Source organism: Pseudoalteromonas sp. SCQQ13 (assembly GCF_015864415.1).
GTDB lineage: Bacteria > Pseudomonadota > Gammaproteobacteria > Enterobacterales > Alteromonadaceae > Pseudoalteromonas > Pseudoalteromonas nigrifaciens.
In genome coordinates this window covers 38,831-56,788 of sequence record NZ_JADYXG010000013.1, presented here as the reverse complement: position 1 = coordinate 56,788, position 17,958 = coordinate 38,831, and the positions used below count along the sequence as shown (strand labels likewise).

Here is a 17,958-nt window from a genome sequence, read left to right as displayed (position 1 = left end):
GGATAAGGCACTTTGGTTGTACTTTACCCGCTAGTAGAGGCTTTATTTTTAATACTTTAGGTATTTAATTGTTCAATAATCATTCCTAATTTCCTACCCAGCAACGGTGGTACCGCATTACCAACTTGAGTATATTGAGGTACTTCGTAGCGCCTCATTTTACCACCAGTAGTGACTTTAGAACGAAACTCGAAGTTATCAGGAAAAGACTGTATGCGCGCCATTTCTCTTACGGTAAGTGTACGAAGTTCATCTTCATGATAATGACATGCATCATCAGGAATAGATAAAGCTGCCGGAGCAGGTAAATTAGGGGACAATGCTTTTTGAGTTTGCTTTTTAGTTGGGTGAAGTTTCAGATAACTAATAAACTCTTGAAGGCTTTTAATAAGCTCTAATTCACCATCTAAATTTAAATACTCATACTGAGATAGTGCTGCCCATGCGTTATTGCTAAGGGTTGTAGATTCGCTTTTTAAAATAGCGAATACCTCTTTGCTTATAGCTTTACTACCGACTTGTTGTAACACCTGATAAAGCCTAAAGCGCCTTTGTACAAGTTCACCATTCGCACGTTTATCGTGATTGGGGGTAACGCCTCTATCTGGCAATTCAAAGGTGCTATTAAGTTGAGTAACAAAGTTAGATGACTCTATACCTTCACCTCGTAGATCATCTATTGCCTCACTAACAGAAACCTGAGTCCCATTGACAAGTTCAGCTAAAAAGCTTTCTTCGAATACCTCTGGTTGTTTATCTACATCAAAGTAATCTAAATGGCCAAACTCCAATTCAGCACCTTCTTCTTGTACCATATTAAAAAACGGTAAAGATGAAGCGAGTAAACTAAGGCTTTGAGCATTCAGATGCTGCGCTTCTATAATATCAGCATGAACATCTTGTCGAATAGCTATAAGAATAAAACGAGGTCTATTTTGTGCAATACCTACATAGCGAGCGTTAACGTGAAGACAAAGCGGCACATATCCGATAGAAGCAAAAGCTTTAGCGACTTCATACCATGCGTGGTACTTGTTACCGTCATCGTCTTGAAATGCTCTTAAAATACCTGTTACGTTCTCAAGCAACGCAAAGCGCGGCCGAGTACTATTTACAAAAAAAACAAACTCCAAAGGTAAGGTGTTTTTTTCACAATCTTTTTTACGTGCACCTGCCATACTAAAGCTCTGACAAGGTGGGCCGCCTGAAACAAGTGTTAATTCATCTTTCCCGAAACTATTATGTAACGCATCAGCGAGCTCAGGTCGTTGTGATAAAAGGATGTTTAGCTCTCTGACACTACCAACCAATAACTTGCCTTCGTATTCACAAACATCAACAGGTAAATCGCTATAACCATTCTCATCAATAGTAGGAAACTCAAAAGGGTTTTCTCGTAACCTAGCATTCAAGTCATCATTACGACTATTAATCCACTTCACTCGTTCCGGCTTTGCTTGAGATTTAGCTAGATCACTTAAGTTTTCATTAAAAAAATTATAAGCAAACGTCTCAGCTGCCATAGGTGATAATTCATTGCCTAAGACAAACTCAAAACCCACACTTTCTAAACCTAATGAAAGGCCGCCACAGCCAGCAAACAGCTCAATATGCCGCACAAATAAACACTCCGAAACTTTAATTGCTGATAGTTTAACTCAACCCCAAACCTAAATCCAGGACAATATTAAATAAGATCACGATAGTTTTTATTTAAACTCACAGGCACTTATACTCTGTAACCTTTTTACTAATAGCCAAGCCTAAATATTTTACTGAGAAACTATAGTTACTAATGCAAATAAAACAATCGTTAAGTTCAAAATATTGATTATTAATGCTTTTAGCATGGAAGTCACTTCATTCATCAGATAAGATGAATAAAAAATCAAGCAGGGACTCACATGACACAAGCAAATAGAATTAAACCCGAAAACTTATCAATAAAAGAAAAAGAGTCTATTTACTTTATAGAAAGTAAAGGTGTTGACTTCTCTCTCCTAGCAACAACTCAAACAATGAAGGACAAAAAAATTACTGATGCAACGAAAATTATCAGTGAATACTTTCATAGAGTTGGATTTCATAGCTACAAGGATCAAGAAAGAGGTAAGGATCAAAAGGTAACAAAAGATGTTTACTTTCATACATTAGATAAATCAGTAAAATCATCAGCTTCTCTATATAAAGCTGAGACAAGAGGGGATAAAAGGCTCAATTTGACTGATTTCTGGACCTACACAGATAGTAATGAAGTAAATATGTTAATTGCAGATGAAGGATCTTTAAATGTTCTTAACATATCGCGAATAAACTTAGCCGATATTTGGAAACAAAACAAACCGAATAAAATTAAGAGCTTTTTAAATACAATCATATTAGAAGAGCCTTCAATATTTGATGATATAGAGCTTGAAGATATTGAAAAACCAGATCAAATAATAATTGAAGGGGTTCTGAGAGAACGTAAAGTCTTAGCGAGATCCAGAAATAAAGCGATAGCAAACGAAAGAAAAAAATACGATAAATATTCTTGCAAAGCTTGTAACTTTCACTACCAAGATAAAGTGGTCGAATGCCACCACCTCAACCCAATCAGTATGGTTAAGGAAAGCAAAGTATCTATCGATAGCTTAGTTACATTGTGCCCAACATGCCACAGCATAGCCCACCAACTTTTAAAAGCTGACCATACAAATAATATTAAAGAAAAAGCCTTAATAAAAAACATTAAGGCAATATTGCGCGATATAAAAATGTAATTTATCCATACAAAATAATTAGTATAGTAAAGATGATTTGATTAAATCATCTTTACTAAAACGCCTTCCTTACCTTCATGACTTAGAATTTATAAAATTCACCCACCATTGACACTTAATGAGTTGACGTCCAAAGTTTAAAAGATCAAATAATTGAGTACTTTCAAAGGTAATCTTTTATTATTTGCCCCAATTTATCTAGCTCAACATTAGCAACTAAGTTTCGCCCTAAAAAAGGCGCAAGTACCAATACCGGCAACCCGTGACCTTTAAGTATTCTTAACTCGTTTTTGATCCCTAGAAATACTCGTTCTTCTGTGCATTCGCTTTCATTATAGGTATCACCCCAAAATGCCATTTTATATTCTTCAACATACTTTAACCCAAAGCAAAGTATGACTTTTGGTTGGAACTCTTTTACTAAGGCATTAAACAATTTAAACCGAGTAATTGAACAGTGTGTTTGATAGTGATATTTAATCTTAGTTTTAGTGAATTCGACATGTTCCTCAGTCCAAGTATTCATATTCTTGCAAGGAAGTGGGAACAGATTTAACTTAAACTCATTCGAATCAAAATTGCAGTAGTGCTTTTTCATGTACTGCTTATACTCATCTTCATATTCAAAGGCCTTACAAAGAATTTTTGCTATTTTTTGGTCGAATTGCCACTTGTAAAAATTTAGGTTTTCAGTTTTCCACTCATCGGAAAGATAAGGAACGCAATAGCCAGCTACGTCGTGGGTTGGTCGCGTTATCCCTAAGGTAACTTTTTCATCAGCGCTACCCCATTCTAGACCTGAAAGCCATAAAGGCGCATTGATGTTCCCGCCATCCATGCCTGAAAGCTGTTTTTCTAAGTCACTATAAAAAGAGTTCATATCACACGTCCTTATGTTTAAAGGTAAGTAGCATGCCATAAGTTAGAATATATGCCATAGCGGATTTCAGGGACTTCCTCCCTTCAAAGCCATAAAGCGAATCAATCACTAAATATTCCTTTCCCCTAACCTTTCCATTATCCAATCGTCAACTTCAGATTCTAACCAAGCTACTGACTTAGCCCCTAGTGATACTTGCTTAGGAAAAGACCCTTCAGCAATAAACTTATAAATACTTGAGTGGCCAAGTGATGTTTTTTGAATAACTTCTTTTAATTTGATTAACCGCATTTTTCTATCTCCGTTATAGGTTCAAGAGATATGTGAGTTGCGTAGAAAGTTACTTTTTTGAGCTGGTGGCTAAATCCAAAATATTGAAGGCATATATCACTTAGGGGTATTCATCATCCACCTGAGGACCTAATAATGGCTTTAATTAAAAGCAAGCAATACGAATCAAAATTTAAATGTTTAGAAGATAAAATTTTAGAAAGAGCAGCTGAAATAATGCAACAAAGATATGCTCGCCTAGGAGCGCTTAACAGCCCGTCTACGGCTATAAACTTTTTAAAGGCAAAACTAGGTGTATATGAGCGTGAAGTATTCGCAGCGTTGTATTTGGATAGCCAGAATCGGATTATTGATTATCAAGAGCTATTTTTGGGAACTATTAATGCAGCTTCGGTATACCCAAGGGAGGTTGTTAAGTCTGTGCTTAATAAAAACGCCACCAGCGTTATTTTTGCTCATAACCATCCTTCAGGCGATCCCACGCCATCACAGGCAGATAAACTCATTACAAAGAAGTTGGAAAGTGCTTTAGCGCTAATAGACGTGACAGTGCTTGACCACATAATCGTAGGTGAAACATGTGTTTCTTTTGCTGAAAGACAATTACTTAATTTAGGCGATACGAACTAATAGGAGGGTCTATTGTTAAATAAAAACACGGTAAAAATCATTATTCATACGATTGCTATATTGAAGATAATTCAGAAGATCTATGAAGATGATATTAAATAAACCAGCGCCCTACTTGGGGCGCTTTTAACAGTGAGTCATTAATACTGTTTAGGTATGTAACTGGTTCCAAAATTTCTCTTACCAGTACCATAAACTTTTGTCTTATTTTTTGCTAAATAGTTTAATCGGGATACAGATGTATCTCTTTGTGTTGAGTAGTTCTTAGAATTGCTTTCAATCCAATTACACGCATTGTCAGGGAAGTTTACAAGGCTTTGTGCTTCATAAGCAGGGATAGCGAGTGCACTAGCCCATGCTTGTATAATTAAGGAGGCTAAGCTACCAGAATTAAAGTCATAGCTACCTAAGGAGTGGAACCTGTCTTTATTAATAAAAATAGCAATATGATAATGCTCTTTACCAGCAAGCTCTCCAAACTCTCTCGCCCAGACATAATACAAGTCAGTGTCATGAACTCTTCGACCTAACCGCCTGCGCTGTGTAGCGTCACTAATGATCTTTGCTTTTAATGATGCAAAGAACCTAGGCATTAGGTTATCTGCTAACGCCCGTGGTGTATCTTCGCATTGATAATAATCTGGGAGGTATAAGTCAAATCTTACAACATTCAATCTAGAGTTCTGCTCAATAGCATAATCTAATATAGATTCGATACGTTGTTGGTATGAAGGGTTATATATTGGTTGGTTGATCATTTTTAGTACTCTTTGTTTTGTAAGTATACAAAGAGGCACTTATATATTTTATTACATCATCAGTGCTTATAAATAACTCAGTTAAATAGGTATATCTTACCTATCCGACATGCTTCAACTTAGAAAAGCTAAAGTTTGATTCAGCTTTTTACAAAATTTGCATACACAGCACTGTGAATTACCGAGACATCATTCTGGAGTTACATATGAGTAATTAATAAAACTTTATCAATAATGTACCTAGTAGTTGAGATCTGTTTTTATCTTTCCACAGATTAAAACCTAGTAAATTAGATGTTGAAAGTGGCTTATTCTTTAAAAGAATATTTTTTGCTTGCACTGTGCCGTAAGCAATAAAAACATTTGGCTCACCTTTCATGTGTAAAGGGTTGTTAGACGAAAAATAAATTTCTTCCGTTTTATATTTTTCATGTAACAAATACATAACGGTATTCTTAATAGATTTAATAATGTCGGAAAATATATGATCTAACATTTCAATAAATAATACAGTTCCTCTTTCTCCAACCCGTTGAGTGGAGTCTAATCGCATGCCTTTCACCACCTCTTTAGAGTAAGCCTCAAGCAATGATTTATTCTCCACCAACACACCGCTAATACACTTCCCAAGCCCTTCATTGATATAATGCCTACTATCATTATTTCCTTTTATCGCCTCTAATACCTTGAATATCAACTTAGTATTTTTAAAGGTTAAAAAACTAATTAAATCAGCTCCGCCTATCCTCCCGTAAAACCTATAATCAATCTTATGACCAAACGTTACTTGCTGTTCATCTGTAAGCGTAAAGTCCTCATTTAATAGTTCTGTTCTTTTTATTTTTAAGCTTTTAAAAATTGCTCCTAGTTCTCCATACAAATATATAAGGATATTACTGTTATATAGCAAAGTCTTTAGGTCAATAGTTGCAGCACCTTTTGCCTTTTGTTCATCTAACTTAAAGTTCCACGTTAATTTCGAGCTCATATAAATTGCTTTATAAGATCTTATTACTCTGCTCCCTCCCCAAGTGGAGCTTAACATTTCGCCATTTAATTTTTGAATACCAGCTACAACCCTACTTTCTGTTATGCTTAAAGTTCGTGCCAGTTCTTTCACTGCAATGATTCGTGTATGGTATTTTGTATGCTCTGAATATTTCATAATCAAAATAAGAGCACGCTGTAAATTACTTAACGTTTTATCCCGTCTAACATCTAAGATATCTTTTATAAAAAACGATTCTCCACCTGAAAAAATACCACGCAAGAAGCTTTGAACTAGAGTTTCATTTTTTATAAATTCCTTCCGTATACCACCTTGAGATTGAGTATAAATTGTGTTGATATTAAGTAGTGATTCTGCTTCTAATTTTTTTAAAGCCGCTTTACATGAGTAACTATCAATACCGAATGAATTGGCAATACTTTTTATTGATGAATGATTTAAGAAAAACTTTTCATTCTCACTAAAAAAGTAAGCTAATGCTAAAAACTGTTTATAACCAAGATTCTTTATAATATCCATCAAAAAACCACACAAAACCAAACCCAATACTATAAACGAATCTAAAACATAGTCTATAGCGTAGTCTGGAACATATCCTAGAGCATAGTCTAGAATCATGTATAGTAATATAATCTTGTTAAATGCTAGGTTCAAATATTGACATGCATCTAGCAACTAAAAACAACATGCGCTATATTTATTTATTTTATTTAAACAGGTGTACTCTATGATGAAATTAACAAAGTGCTCTGAGGGGGCTGGTTGCTCTTGGTGTAACGACGAAACAAAAGGTAAAGCAACGTGGTTTTATAATTATTTAATAAAGAAAAGAGAGTTTAATAATTACGGTACAAAAAATTCTCATGAGCAAGATGTTAAATGCATCCATACACTTTTCTCATCGCCTAGCCCCTCTATAGTACTAAAAAAAAGAGACGCAGCTGCGGCCTGGAGACTATACAAATCTAGGAATAAAAACACATCTAAGAAGCAAGCTAATTACATGCTTTCAAAAAAAACGATTGATGCTCTAAGACTTTCTGCAGAAAAAGAAGAACGCCCTTTAAACTTAGAGCTAGAAATTATAATAAACACCTACCTAGAAATGAAAAATAGAAATCTAATTAATTTTGAAATGCTTAAGGAAATTGAAGATAAATTAAAATAAATTAGATACTTTTATTTATAAACTCACTCCACCACTCCATTATTGGCCTGCGTTGCTCTAAATAGTCCGAGCGGTTATATGCCGCTCTTGTTTCATTTTCGTCTGTGTGGGCTAAGCATGCTTCAACTAAAAGGCTATCATAACCTTTTTCATGAAGCGCTGTAGAAGCAACGGAGCGCAAGCCATGGGCCACCAGCTTATTTTTGTAGCCTAAGCTTCGCTTTATAGCTGCATTGACCGTGTAGGTGCTTGCATGGCTATCTTCATTTCGTTCACTTGGGAAAACATACTCATGATGGGCACTTAAGGGCTTCATTTGTTCAAGTATTGCCAAAGTAACAGCCGTTAAAGGCACTCTGTGGGCTCTTCTTCGCTTCATTTCTTCAGCAGGAATCACCCAAACAGACTCTTCAATATTAATGTCTGCCCACTTAGTGCCAGCAGCTTCTTTTGAGCGAGTCATTGTGTGCAATTGCCACAAGATTAAAAGCTTGGTTTTATTTTGTATGGTTTGAGAGTTATTCAAAGCGGTTAAAAAGCCTGGAAGCTCTTCAGGTCTAATCGTTGCCATATGCTCGACAGTATTTTTAGTAAATACTTTTATAATTTTTGCTAGTGGATTGGCATTAATAAAACCATGGTTTACTGAGTAATCCATGATCTGGTTTAAGCTTTGGCAAATACGCTTAATTGTGGAGTGTTTACCGTCAGTCTCCAGTGGTCTGAGGATCTCAATGGTATCAATCGCTGTAATACTTTCTAGCGGTATATCTGCCATCTTAGGGAATATATACATTTCAAGCGTTCGCCATTCTCTAGCTGCGTGATGGGCGGTCACAGTAGGCTGTTTTCGTTCAAACCAAAGCTCTGCGGCAGCTAAAAATGTATTAGCTAGCTTCCTACTCGCTTCAATCTTTTTAGTACTTTCGTATTCTTTAGGGGCAATGCCTTTAGCTAAAAGCTGCATATAGTTTACTGCCACACTTCTGGCCTCAGCAAGAGTAACTGCAGGGTAAGTACCTAAAGAAAGTTTGGTAACTTTTGTATTAACTGTGTATTTAAACCGCCAAGATTTAGTTCCATTTGCTCTAACGCGCAACACTAAACAGTTACCATCAGAGAAGGTTTGCTCTTTACCCGTAGCCACAATAGACTTTATCTTACGATCAGTTAAACGCATATTTCGCATAGCCCATATATTCAATTAATAACATGAGTATATAGTAATTTTATAAACGGGGGTACTGAGTGGGGTACTGGCAAACTCGGATTCAGTAATCAAACTAAGGAAGGTGACGGAACAAAATAACATTAAACCATTGATTTATATTAAACAAAATACCTACAGCGTACATCAGCGGAAGTTAATACCAGCGCCCAGGGAACCACTGTATTCCTGCTCTACTCATTTGATTTGCAAACCTTTTATTCTAACCCATAACGCCATGGGTACTGTGTGGGGTACTAAAGAGTACAATTACACTTTTTGTACTTGGCTAATAGTGTCAGTTTACTACACAAAGAGGATTTAATTCTTCTTAAAATAAACTAGCCGTTGAAATTTTAATCATGCTATCGCGCTAAAGCTTTGATAGAAAAATATCTTATTTACGCTCGGATAAAAAGTATGTGGCTACATTGAGCAAATTTTCTTTATTTTTCAGCCTATAAGGTATGCAACTAATAAAATAACCTCATGCCCAATACAAACTAAAAACAAAAAATTCAATCCCATGAATAAAACCCAATCAACCTCTATAAAACATAACTAACAATTATTAATCTTACTCAGTAAATTGATATGGCAGCAGTTAAACACTATTGTAAATTTCTTGCTATTTTCACAGGCAATTCATTTAATTGCGCTATACTGGCGCAAATTTTTTCAAATAAGTAGTTATGGCTCTTAAATCCACCATTATGAAAGTGCAGTTGTCGCTTAGCGATATGGACCGTCACGTTTACCAAGATTTTAATTTAACCTTGGCCCAGCATCCTTCAGAAACCGAACAACGTTTGATGATCCGCTTACTCGCTTTTGCACTCAATAGCTGTGATGGTTTAGAATTTACCAAAGGGTTAAGTTCTGACGATGAGCCCGAGCTGTGGCATAAAAACTACAGTGAAGAAATAGAGCTGTGGATAGAGCTGGGTTTACCTGACGAAAAGCGCCTTAAAAAAGCCTGTAATAAAGCTAAAAAAGTGGTGCTTTACACTTATGGCGAAAACAACCAAGCTATTTGGTGGCAAAAACAGCAGCCTAAATTACGTGATTTTAAAAACCTTAGTATCTTTAGTTTAGATTATGGTGTTACCCAAGCTTTGGCCAATTTGGTTGATCGTAATATAAAGCTTGCTATTACTATTCAAGATGGCGAGATGTGGGTTAATACCGACACGACCAATATTGAAATAAAACCACAGCAGTTAATGTGATAACACCAAGGTGAGGGGCGTATGAAGGTTAAGCAGGTTATTGTTTTACACGGCTTATATATGTCTGGCTTTGTGATGCGCCCGTTGTGCTCTCGCTTAAAAAGTTCTGGCGTAAAAGTGTTAAACCTAACTTACAATACGCTCACTCCTAATCGCGATGCTATTTTTGCGCAAATAGATGAGTTTATAGGCGATCAGCCTTCGGCTTTTGTTTGCCATTCTATGGGCGGGCTTGTTGCTCGTGCGTATCTTGAGGCGAACTCGCCTGCAAGCCAACATGTTGAAAAAGTAATTACTTTAGGCACCCCACATAAAGGCAGCCATATTGCGCAAAAAATGCAGCAAAAAGGGTTTGAATCTTTTTTAAAAAATAGCGTAGAGTTTTTACTTTCTAAAAACGGTAATTGGCCTTTTAAAGCCAAACTTTACAGTATTGCTGGTGATTTACCCATAGGGCTTATGCCGCTTATTGTTAAAGGCAGTTGCTCTGATGGCACTGTATTACTTGATGAAACCAAGCTCAAAGGTATGGCCGAACATAAAGTGTTTCATTTAAGCCATACCAGTATGATTTACTCTCGCCAAGTACTCGATTATATTTTAGAGCGCTTAAACGAAGACGATTAATCTTCTGCCGCTGCTGCAATTTTATAACTAATTAAAAATATAATACCTAATACTAGTGGTATAGGTGCGGCTATATAACCAAAAGTATCAAAGTTAGCAAAGCTGGCACTGGCTAAATGCGCTATTACGCCAATTAAAAACACTACCACGGCGATACCCGTTACGATCAATTCAGCTTTATGTTGTTTAGCTGTTTTTGTGCTCACTTTATTTCTCCTAATGATTGCTACCTCCTTATTATGCGTTATCAAGTCGAATGATTTTTGACCTAAATCAATTAATGCGACAGCGGCGCACTTAACTTGTTTAAAGCTTGTTTTGGATCATGATTTGTAGTGTTGAAAATATATTTTCCCTTCAGGGGTGGTATTTTAATTAATCCGACCCATTACTATTAATGATCTATTTATTATTTTTATAAGTAATGTAAGTACACGATTTATTTAAGCTATTAATCCCATCTATTTAAATTATTTTACTAACGGCTGATGATAGGCAATACTCATTAGCAGTTAACGTTATTAACGGTTATTTAAGGAACAAGCTATGTCACAGGTAAATGCTATTGGTTTAAACAGTGCAAAAAGTGAAGACATTATTAAGTCATTAAACTCGCTACTGAGCAGCTATCAAATTCAGTACATGAACGCACGTGGGTTTCATTGGAATATTAAAGGCCGTAACTTTTTTGAACTACACATTAAGTTTGAAGAAATTTATAACTTATTGCTTTTAAAAGTAGATGAAGTTGCTGAGCGTATTTTAACGCTAGATGGTGCGCCACTGCATGCGTTTTCAGATTACCTAGAAGTAAGTAAAATTAAAGAAGCTAAAGGTATTAGCGACGGTGTAGCTGCAGTAGAGAACTTACTTGCAGGTTACAGTGTGTTGATTAAAATGCAGCGCGAAATTTTAAGCCAAGCAGCCGATGCAAACGACGAAGGTACAGCCGCGCTAATGAGTGATTATATTTCAGAGCAAGAAAAACTTGTTTGGATGTTAAAAGCTTACTTAGATTAATAAAAGTTAAATGCATTAACCGCTGTATTTAAGCAGCTATAAAATAAAAACATCGCCTACTTTACAGTGGCGATGTTTTTATTTGTGCACTTTTTAATTGTTGCCTAATTATTTAGTAAGGCGATAAAAAAGGCCATTTCGAGCGCTCTTTCTTCTAAGCTTTTAAAACGCCCAGATGCGCCACCGTGTCCGGCATCCATATCGGTTTTAAATACTAAAATATTATTATCGGTTTTTAGCTCGCGCATTTTAGCTACCCACTTCATCGGCTCCCAATATTGTACCTGTGAGTCGTGCAGCCCAGTGGTTATTAGCATATGCGGATACTCTTGCGCGCAAATATTATCGTACGGCGAATAGGCTGCAATTACATCATAAAATTGCGCATCGTTAGGGTTACCCCACTCGTCGTATTCGTTGGTGGTTAGCGGAATACTTTCATCTAACATAGTGGTTAGCACATCTAAAAATGGCACATGACAACCAACGCCACAATAAAGCTCAGGTGCTTGGTTTACCACGGCTCCCATTAATAAACCACCCGCACTGCCACCCGATGCAAATACTTTATTTTTATCGCCGTAACCTTGCTCAACCAGCGCTTTAGTAACGTCTATAAAGTCGTTAAAACTGTTTTGTTTATGTTGTTTTTTACCTTGCTCGTACCACTGCCTGCCTAACATTTCTGAGCCGCGCACATGCGCAATAACATACACAAAGCCGCGATCGAGTAAGCTTAATGATGTACTCGAAAAACTAGGATCAATAGTATAGCCATAAGCACCATAGCCATATTGAAACAACGGATTAGTACCGTCCTTTTTAAAACTCTCTTTACGGTAAACAACAGATACAGGTACTTTTACGCCATCGCGTGCAGTTATCATTAGGCGTTCTGACTGATAATTATCGGCGTTAAAGTCTCCTAATATTTGCTGTTGTTTTAGTAAGGTTTTTTCGCCTGTAGTTAAATCAACATCGTATAGCGAGCCAGGCGTAGTTAAGCTTGAGTAGTAAATACGGGCACTGCGTGATTCTGGCTCTGGATTCATTGCTATGGCGGCGTAGTAGCAAGGATCTTCAAACGCTAATGTCATGCGTTCACCTTGTTTATTAACAACCACAAAACGGGCTTGCCCTTGCTCGCGCTCACTTAATACTAAAAAGTCGTTAAATAATTCAACACCTTCAAGCAGTACATCATCGCGATGAGCTGTGTGCTGCTGCCACTGGGTTTTGTCGGCAATAGTTTGAATGGTTGCGGTCATTAAGCGAAAGTTTTTGGCTTGCCAATTCGTCACTATGTAAAAAGTATCGCCAAGCTTATCAACGTCAAATTCATGGCCTTCTTCGCGTGGCATTAATGCGTTGAACTCGCCGTTTGGCTGGTCAGCATCAAGTACCCAAGTGTCGTTAGTTTCGGTGCTGGCTAAATCAATAATAATAAGGCTTTCGTCGCGACTTTTGCCCAGCCCCATAAAAAAGCTGCTGTCTTGCTCTTCGTACACCATTACATCTTGGCTTTGCTCTGTACCCAGCACGTGCCTAAATACTTGGTAACCTAATAATGTTTTTAGATCTTTTTTAACGTAAAAAACCGTTTTATTGTCGTTAGCCCAAACCACTTGGCCTTCGGTGTTTTCTAACTTATCGGTGAGCATTTCGTCAGTGGTTATATTTTTAAAGTGCACGGTATAAATACGACGCCCTTCAGTATCTTCTGAGTACGCCATTAATTGCTCACACGGGCTCAGTGCTACTTCGCCTAGCTCAAAAAATTCAAATCCGGCCGCTAGCTTATTTACATCTAATAAAATTTGCTTATCGCTAGTACTCATATCACTACTGCGATAATGACGAGAATATTCGTCATCGCCACGCACTTCAGAGTGATACCAGTATTTGCCATCTTTAACCGGTACTGTATTGTCGTCTTTTACAATACGGCCCTTTAGCTCTTCAAAAAGAATGTTTTGCAATGGCTGCATTGGCGCTAATTGCGCTTCACAATAGCTGTTTTCAGCATGTAAATGCGCTAATACATCTTTATTTTGACGTTCGTCATCACGCATCCAATAGTAATTATCGATACGTGTTTTATCGTGTGTGTTAAGGGTATAGGCTTGCTTTTCAGCAATAGGGAAGCTTGGCAGCAAGGCCAAAGAAAAATCAGAAGTAGACACAAATAAACCGATTAAAAAATAACAATATTTGCCAGTTTAACATAAAAATAAAAAAGCCCACTCATTGCTGAGCGGGCTAAACGGTATAAGTACAATTACTAAAATTTCTGCAATTTTTATTGTTGTCTTTATACCTTGGGAAGAGAGCACCTTGGGAAGAGAGTACCTCAAGAAGAATATCTTAAGAAAAACACCTTGAGAAATAATTCCAATTCAAAACTGTATACAAGCTATTTATTTTACTTGCTGCCAAGCCATAGCCCAGCTTTTACCCACACCGGGTTCAAACATGGCACTTTGCTCACCATTAACACGGCAATATTCACTAAATGGCCATGCTTTACACTGATAAATATGCCCTGTTTTGGGCTGCAATACTTTTATGCCCGCATTATAGTTATCGCCACCAGCGGGATAAACGCTATCGTATTCTGCGCTATTTTTTATTACCGACACATTGCGTTTAGTCAAACAATTAAAACTAACATCCGCTTTACAAATACCGCTTGATTCTAGTGCAAATATTTGATTATAACGATAAGCAACTACTAGCCCTGTATCGGTCATGCGCCCTGCGCTAACTAAGGGAACATGCACATTAATATATTCTGCTATTAGGCGCGGCCACGCATTAGGCCCTCCCTGCTCAGATACCGTCACTTCATAACTAAATGATAAATCGACTAGCTCTCCTTGCATGTCATAAAAGGTTACTACCACAGAATCGCCAATAGATAATTGGACATCCTGATTTAAGCAACCTATTGGTGTCCATTTTCCACAGACCAATGACGTATGCATAAACACAGCAACACCTTAAAATCCAAACCTTGCATTGGTAATACACAAATACACAGCCAAGACATTTAGAGCAATAAACAAACAAATGCAAACTAAATATTAGCTCAGTTTATTAATAAGATGAAGATTATAATTCGCAAGCTTGCAACAATCAAACAAAAGAATGTAACCAGAATTTAAATCTAATGCTTAAGCTCTATATAAAACAAAAAAGCCAACCTGATTACGGTTGGCTTTTTACTTTGCTGCTTACTTACAATGCTATTTTAAATTGTAGCTTTAGTGGTTTTTTTACTAAACGGTCGTTTAAATAACGCGCCTATATCCGTTAAAATAATATATAAACACGGTACTAATATCAGTGTTATTAAAGTAGCAAACATAACAGCAAAGCCCAGCGCCACTGCCATTGGGGTAACAAATTTAGCTTGTAGGCTGGTTTCAAACATAATAGGTAATACCCCTGCAAAAGTAGTAATTGAGGTGAGTAATATAGCTCTAAAACGCGCACAGCCTGCCTCAATAACGGCATCTTTAATACTTACGCCGTTACGGCGCACTTGGTTTACATAATCGGTCATAACTAGGGAGTCGTTTATTACTACCCCTGCGGCGGCTATTAAACCAAAGCCCGACATTAAACTAATATCTAAACCAAACCAATAATGCCCCCAAATAGCCCCCGTTAAGCTAAACGGAATAACCGACATAACAATAAGCGGTTGCGAGTAACTTTTTAATGGCACAGCCAGTAAAATATAAACGAGGATCATGCCGCCAATAAAAAACATCATTTGCTCACTTGCTTGCGCTTGTTGTTCCTCTATTGCGCCACCAAGCTCAGATTTAACTGTAGGGAACTCATCTTTAAGCTGCGGTAATAAGTTCTCTTTAACTTGTTTAACTACTTCGCCTGGCTCTATTTGTTCTTCGTCGATACTGCCATATACATAAACTGTACGATAGCCTCCTTCACGGCGAATATAACTAATGCCTGGTGTTTCGGTTAGCTCAACTACATCACCGAGTAATACCTCACGCCCTTGTGGTGTGGTGATCACTGCATGTTTAAGTGATGAAAATGCTTCGCGAGTAAGCTTAGGGTAACGAACCATTACACGTACTTCTTCGCCGTTTCTGATCACGCGCTGCGCTTCACCACCATAAAAGCTAGCACCTACTTGGGTGGCAACACTCGAAAGATCTAAACCTAAGTCGTAAGCAACCGGTTTTAAGCTCATTTGCACTTCTTTACTAGCAGGATCAATGGTCGAGCTAATATCAAACAAACCTTTTTGTTGCTGCAGTAATTGAATAAAACGACGCCCTGCATTATTTAGCGTGTCTATGTCTGAGCCATACAATAAATAGCCAAACTCACCATTACCGTTGGCACCGCCGCCGCCAGCATCATCTTGAATAGTTAACGACTTAACGCCAGCTATGGTTGGCATAGCCTCACGCCAACGACGCGATAACTCAAAGGCGTTATACGGACGCAAGTCTTCATCAACTAATGGCGCTAATAACTGTGACTCTGTTCTACCTTGGTTAAATACCAAGATATCGCGGATCATTTTTTTACCAAATTCACGCTCTGTTGCTTCATCAACTTGCAGCACCATAGCTTCAATGTCGCGAATAGCTGCAATGGTTTGTATGTCTGAAACATTGTCATTCATTTCTACGCGTATTTGTGGAAAGTCGTGCGGTACTTTAGGGGTGGGTACAGTACGTACTTTGTTTGAGGTAATTAACCCAACGCTAAGAATAAGCATTGCTATAAATGCAAACATCACCGTCCAGCGCCATTCTACGCAGCGCACAATAAAGCGTTTATACGGGCCATTTACAAAGCCAAAAAAACGGGTATTAAAGCGATCGCGCCAACTGCCTTTTTTAATAGGTGCAAAGTGCGTATGAGCAATATGCGCCGGTAAAATTAGTTTTGATTCAACCAAACTAAATACTAAGCACAGCATTACCACTACCGCTATACCGTAAAAAAACGCGCTTTCTGGGCCGCTCGATAAGGTAAATGGTGCAAACACTGCAATTGTGGTTAATACGCCAAAGGTCGCAGGCGTTGCAACACGATTAGCGCCGCGCACTACGCTTTCAACACCACCACCACTTCTTTCTATTTCGGTGTAGGCGCTCTCTCCTATGACTATGGCGTCGTCCACCACTATTCCCAGCACCATAATAAACGCAAATAACGAAATAATATTAATACTAATACCAAATACCGGCATCATCATCATTGCACCTAAAAAGCACACTGGCAGCCCTAGCATTACCCACAACGCCAGTTTAAAACGCAAAAATAACGACAACATAATTGCCACTAAAATAGCGCCCTGAAACAAGTTAGCTTTCATCATATCAAGGCGAGCATTTAGATAGTAAGTCATATCCATTAATGGCTCTAACCGTATACTGGGCGGCAGCTGATTATTTTTTTGTTCTATAAATGCTTTAACCGACTCGGCAACCGGGATCATGTTTTGCTCTTGGGTTGCTTTAACCGAAAGATACACCGCATTTTGCCCATTAAACTTAAAGTAGCGCTCACCTTCGGTAAATTGGTCTTTAATTACGGCAATATCTTGCAACAATACTTTTGCACCGTATTCGCCAATTTTTACCGGTATTTTTCGAAACTCTTCGCCGCTATAAAATTGATTTTCTACGCGTACCGAAATAACTCCCGAGTCAGTTTTTAGCTGCCCTGCCGAAAAGTTAGCTGAATATCTGCGTACTGCAGTCATTACATCGCTTAAGGTTAAGTTATATTGGCGCAGCGTATCGGGTTCAATTTCAATGGCTATTTCATCAAGTGGCACATCGTTAACAACTAGCGATACATTAGAAAGCTGCAATAACTCACTCTCTATTTGGTTTGCAATTGGCTTAAGCTCGCTCAGTGGCAGGTCGGCTACTAAGGTCATGCCTATTACGTCTTGTCTAAACTCTACTTGGCTAATTGTTACCGGCTCCATACCGCCAGGAAACGTGGCTATACCATCTACGCGAAGTTTTACTTTATCGAGCACGTCGGTAAGTTTAACGTCAGTATTTATTTCTAAGCTCGCACGGCCACCATTACGAAACGCACGATACACGCCTTTTTTAATTTCGGTTACATCCTTAAGCGACTCTTCTATTTTTATGAGAATGCTTTCTTCTATTTCTTGTGGCGATGCACCTGGATAGTTAGCTTCAATATTAATGTAGTTAATTTCTACATTAGGAAACATTTGGCGCTGAATAGTAAAGTAACTAATAATCCCCATTACAATGATAAAAAACATCATTAAATTGGCAGCTACCGAATTCTTTGCAAAGTAGGCAATAATACCCGTTTGTTTTTGCTCTATTGGTTCATTCATA

The 17,958-nt window shown here is 37.7% G+C and carries 16 protein-coding genes; 6 read left to right on the top strand and 10 right to left on the bottom strand.

From position 1 onward, the window contains the following. Positions 1-56 precede the first annotated feature (56 nt). Entirely contained in the window at positions 57-1,619 is a 1,563-nt protein-coding gene (locus I6F41_RS11785; RefSeq protein ID WP_197108516.1) for a DNA cytosine methyltransferase, read from the bottom strand. A 285-nt stretch (positions 1,620-1,904) separates the two neighbouring features. Between I6F41_RS11785 and I6F41_RS11780 the strand changes: the two genes are divergently transcribed. Beyond that, a complete protein-coding gene (locus I6F41_RS11780) occupies positions 1,905-2,762 on the top strand; it encodes an HNH endonuclease (RefSeq protein WP_197108515.1) in 858 nt (285 codons plus the stop codon). A 163-nt stretch (positions 2,763-2,925) separates the two neighbouring features. Here I6F41_RS11780 and I6F41_RS11775 read toward each other — a convergent pair whose 3' ends face one another. Beyond that, a complete protein-coding gene (locus I6F41_RS11775; protein ID WP_197108514.1) occupies positions 2,926-3,642 on the bottom strand; it encodes a hypothetical protein in 717 nt (238 codons plus the stop codon). A 108-nt stretch (positions 3,643-3,750) separates the two neighbouring features. Then, a complete protein-coding gene (locus I6F41_RS11770; protein WP_197108513.1) occupies positions 3,751-3,933 on the bottom strand; it encodes an AlpA family transcriptional regulator in 183 nt (60 codons plus the stop codon). A 135-nt stretch (positions 3,934-4,068) separates the two neighbouring features. Between I6F41_RS11770 and radC the strand changes: the two genes are divergently transcribed. Further along, positions 4,069-4,563, top strand: coding sequence for a RadC family protein (radC, locus tag I6F41_RS11765; protein ID WP_197108512.1), 495 nt, complete (start codon positions 4,069-4,071; stop codon positions 4,561-4,563). A 140-nt stretch (positions 4,564-4,703) separates the two neighbouring features. Here the strand turns inward: radC and I6F41_RS11760 are convergent, their stop codons facing one another. Together I6F41_RS11760 and I6F41_RS11755 are read right to left on the bottom strand one after the other, a co-directional pair. Further along, entirely contained in the window at positions 4,704-5,321 is a 618-nt protein-coding gene (locus I6F41_RS11760; RefSeq protein WP_197108511.1) for an inovirus Gp2 family protein, read from the bottom strand. 214 nt (positions 5,322-5,535) lie between these two features. Continuing rightward, the gene (locus I6F41_RS11755; protein WP_197108510.1) at positions 5,536-6,849 is read right to left on the bottom strand and encodes a hypothetical protein; all 1,314 of its coding nucleotides are present in this window, start codon (positions 6,847-6,849) and stop codon (positions 5,536-5,538) included. Between the two features lie 208 nt (positions 6,850-7,057). On the opposite strand from I6F41_RS11755, the gene I6F41_RS11750 reads away from it, so the two are divergent. Beyond that, positions 7,058-7,498: a hypothetical protein gene (locus I6F41_RS11750; protein ID WP_197108509.1), complete on the top strand. Its 441-nt coding sequence runs from the start codon at positions 7,058-7,060 to the stop codon at positions 7,496-7,498. Between the two features lies 1 nt (position 7,499). On the opposite strand, the gene I6F41_RS11745 is transcribed toward I6F41_RS11750, so the two are convergent. Further along, positions 7,500-8,678, bottom strand: coding sequence for a tyrosine-type recombinase/integrase (locus I6F41_RS11745; RefSeq protein ID WP_197108508.1), 1,179 nt, complete (start codon positions 8,676-8,678; stop codon positions 7,500-7,502). 719 nt (positions 8,679-9,397) lie between these two features. On the opposite strand from I6F41_RS11745, the gene I6F41_RS11740 reads away from it, so the two are divergent. Together I6F41_RS11740 and I6F41_RS11735 are read left to right on the top strand one after the other, a co-directional pair. Then, positions 9,398-9,934, top strand: a complete 537-nt coding sequence (locus tag I6F41_RS11740; RefSeq protein WP_058374423.1) for a YaeQ family protein — start codon at positions 9,398-9,400, stop codon at positions 9,932-9,934. A 21-nt stretch (positions 9,935-9,955) separates the two neighbouring features. After that, entirely contained in the window at positions 9,956-10,561 is a 606-nt protein-coding gene (locus I6F41_RS11735; protein ID WP_086993140.1) for a DUF7379 domain-containing protein, read from the top strand. On the opposite strand, the gene I6F41_RS11730 is transcribed toward I6F41_RS11735, so the two are convergent. Further along, positions 10,558-10,767 carry a hypothetical protein gene (locus tag I6F41_RS11730; protein ID WP_011329578.1) on the bottom strand — a complete coding sequence of 70 codons (210 nt, stop codon included), beginning with the start codon at positions 10,765-10,767 and terminating at the stop codon, positions 10,558-10,560. The two genes, I6F41_RS11735 and I6F41_RS11730, sit on opposite strands and share 4 nt — an antisense overlap. A gap of 340 nt (positions 10,768-11,107) precedes the next feature. Between I6F41_RS11730 and I6F41_RS11725 the strand changes: the two genes are divergently transcribed. Beyond that, positions 11,108-11,581 carry a Dps family protein gene (locus tag I6F41_RS11725; RefSeq protein WP_011329579.1) on the top strand — a complete coding sequence of 158 codons (474 nt, stop codon included), beginning with the start codon at positions 11,108-11,110 and terminating at the stop codon, positions 11,579-11,581. Between the two features lie 104 nt (positions 11,582-11,685). Here the strand turns inward: I6F41_RS11725 and I6F41_RS11720 are convergent, their stop codons facing one another. The 3 genes from I6F41_RS11720 to I6F41_RS11710 all read right to left on the bottom strand — a co-directional run bounded on the left by I6F41_RS11720 (position 11,686) and on the right by I6F41_RS11710 (position 17,957). Continuing rightward, entirely contained in the window at positions 11,686-13,764 is a 2,079-nt protein-coding gene (locus tag I6F41_RS11720; protein WP_182684143.1) for a S9 family peptidase, read from the bottom strand. A gap of 234 nt (positions 13,765-13,998) precedes the next feature. Further along, on the bottom strand, positions 13,999-14,565 hold the full coding sequence (locus tag I6F41_RS11715; protein ID WP_182684162.1) for a chitin-binding protein: 567 nt from the start codon (positions 14,563-14,565) through the stop codon (positions 13,999-14,001). Positions 14,566-14,831: 266 nt separating this feature from the next. Beyond that, positions 14,832-17,957: an efflux RND transporter permease subunit gene (locus I6F41_RS11710; protein ID WP_179807659.1), complete on the bottom strand. Its 3,126-nt coding sequence runs from the start codon at positions 17,955-17,957 to the stop codon at positions 14,832-14,834. Position 17,958: the final 1 nt, after the last annotated feature.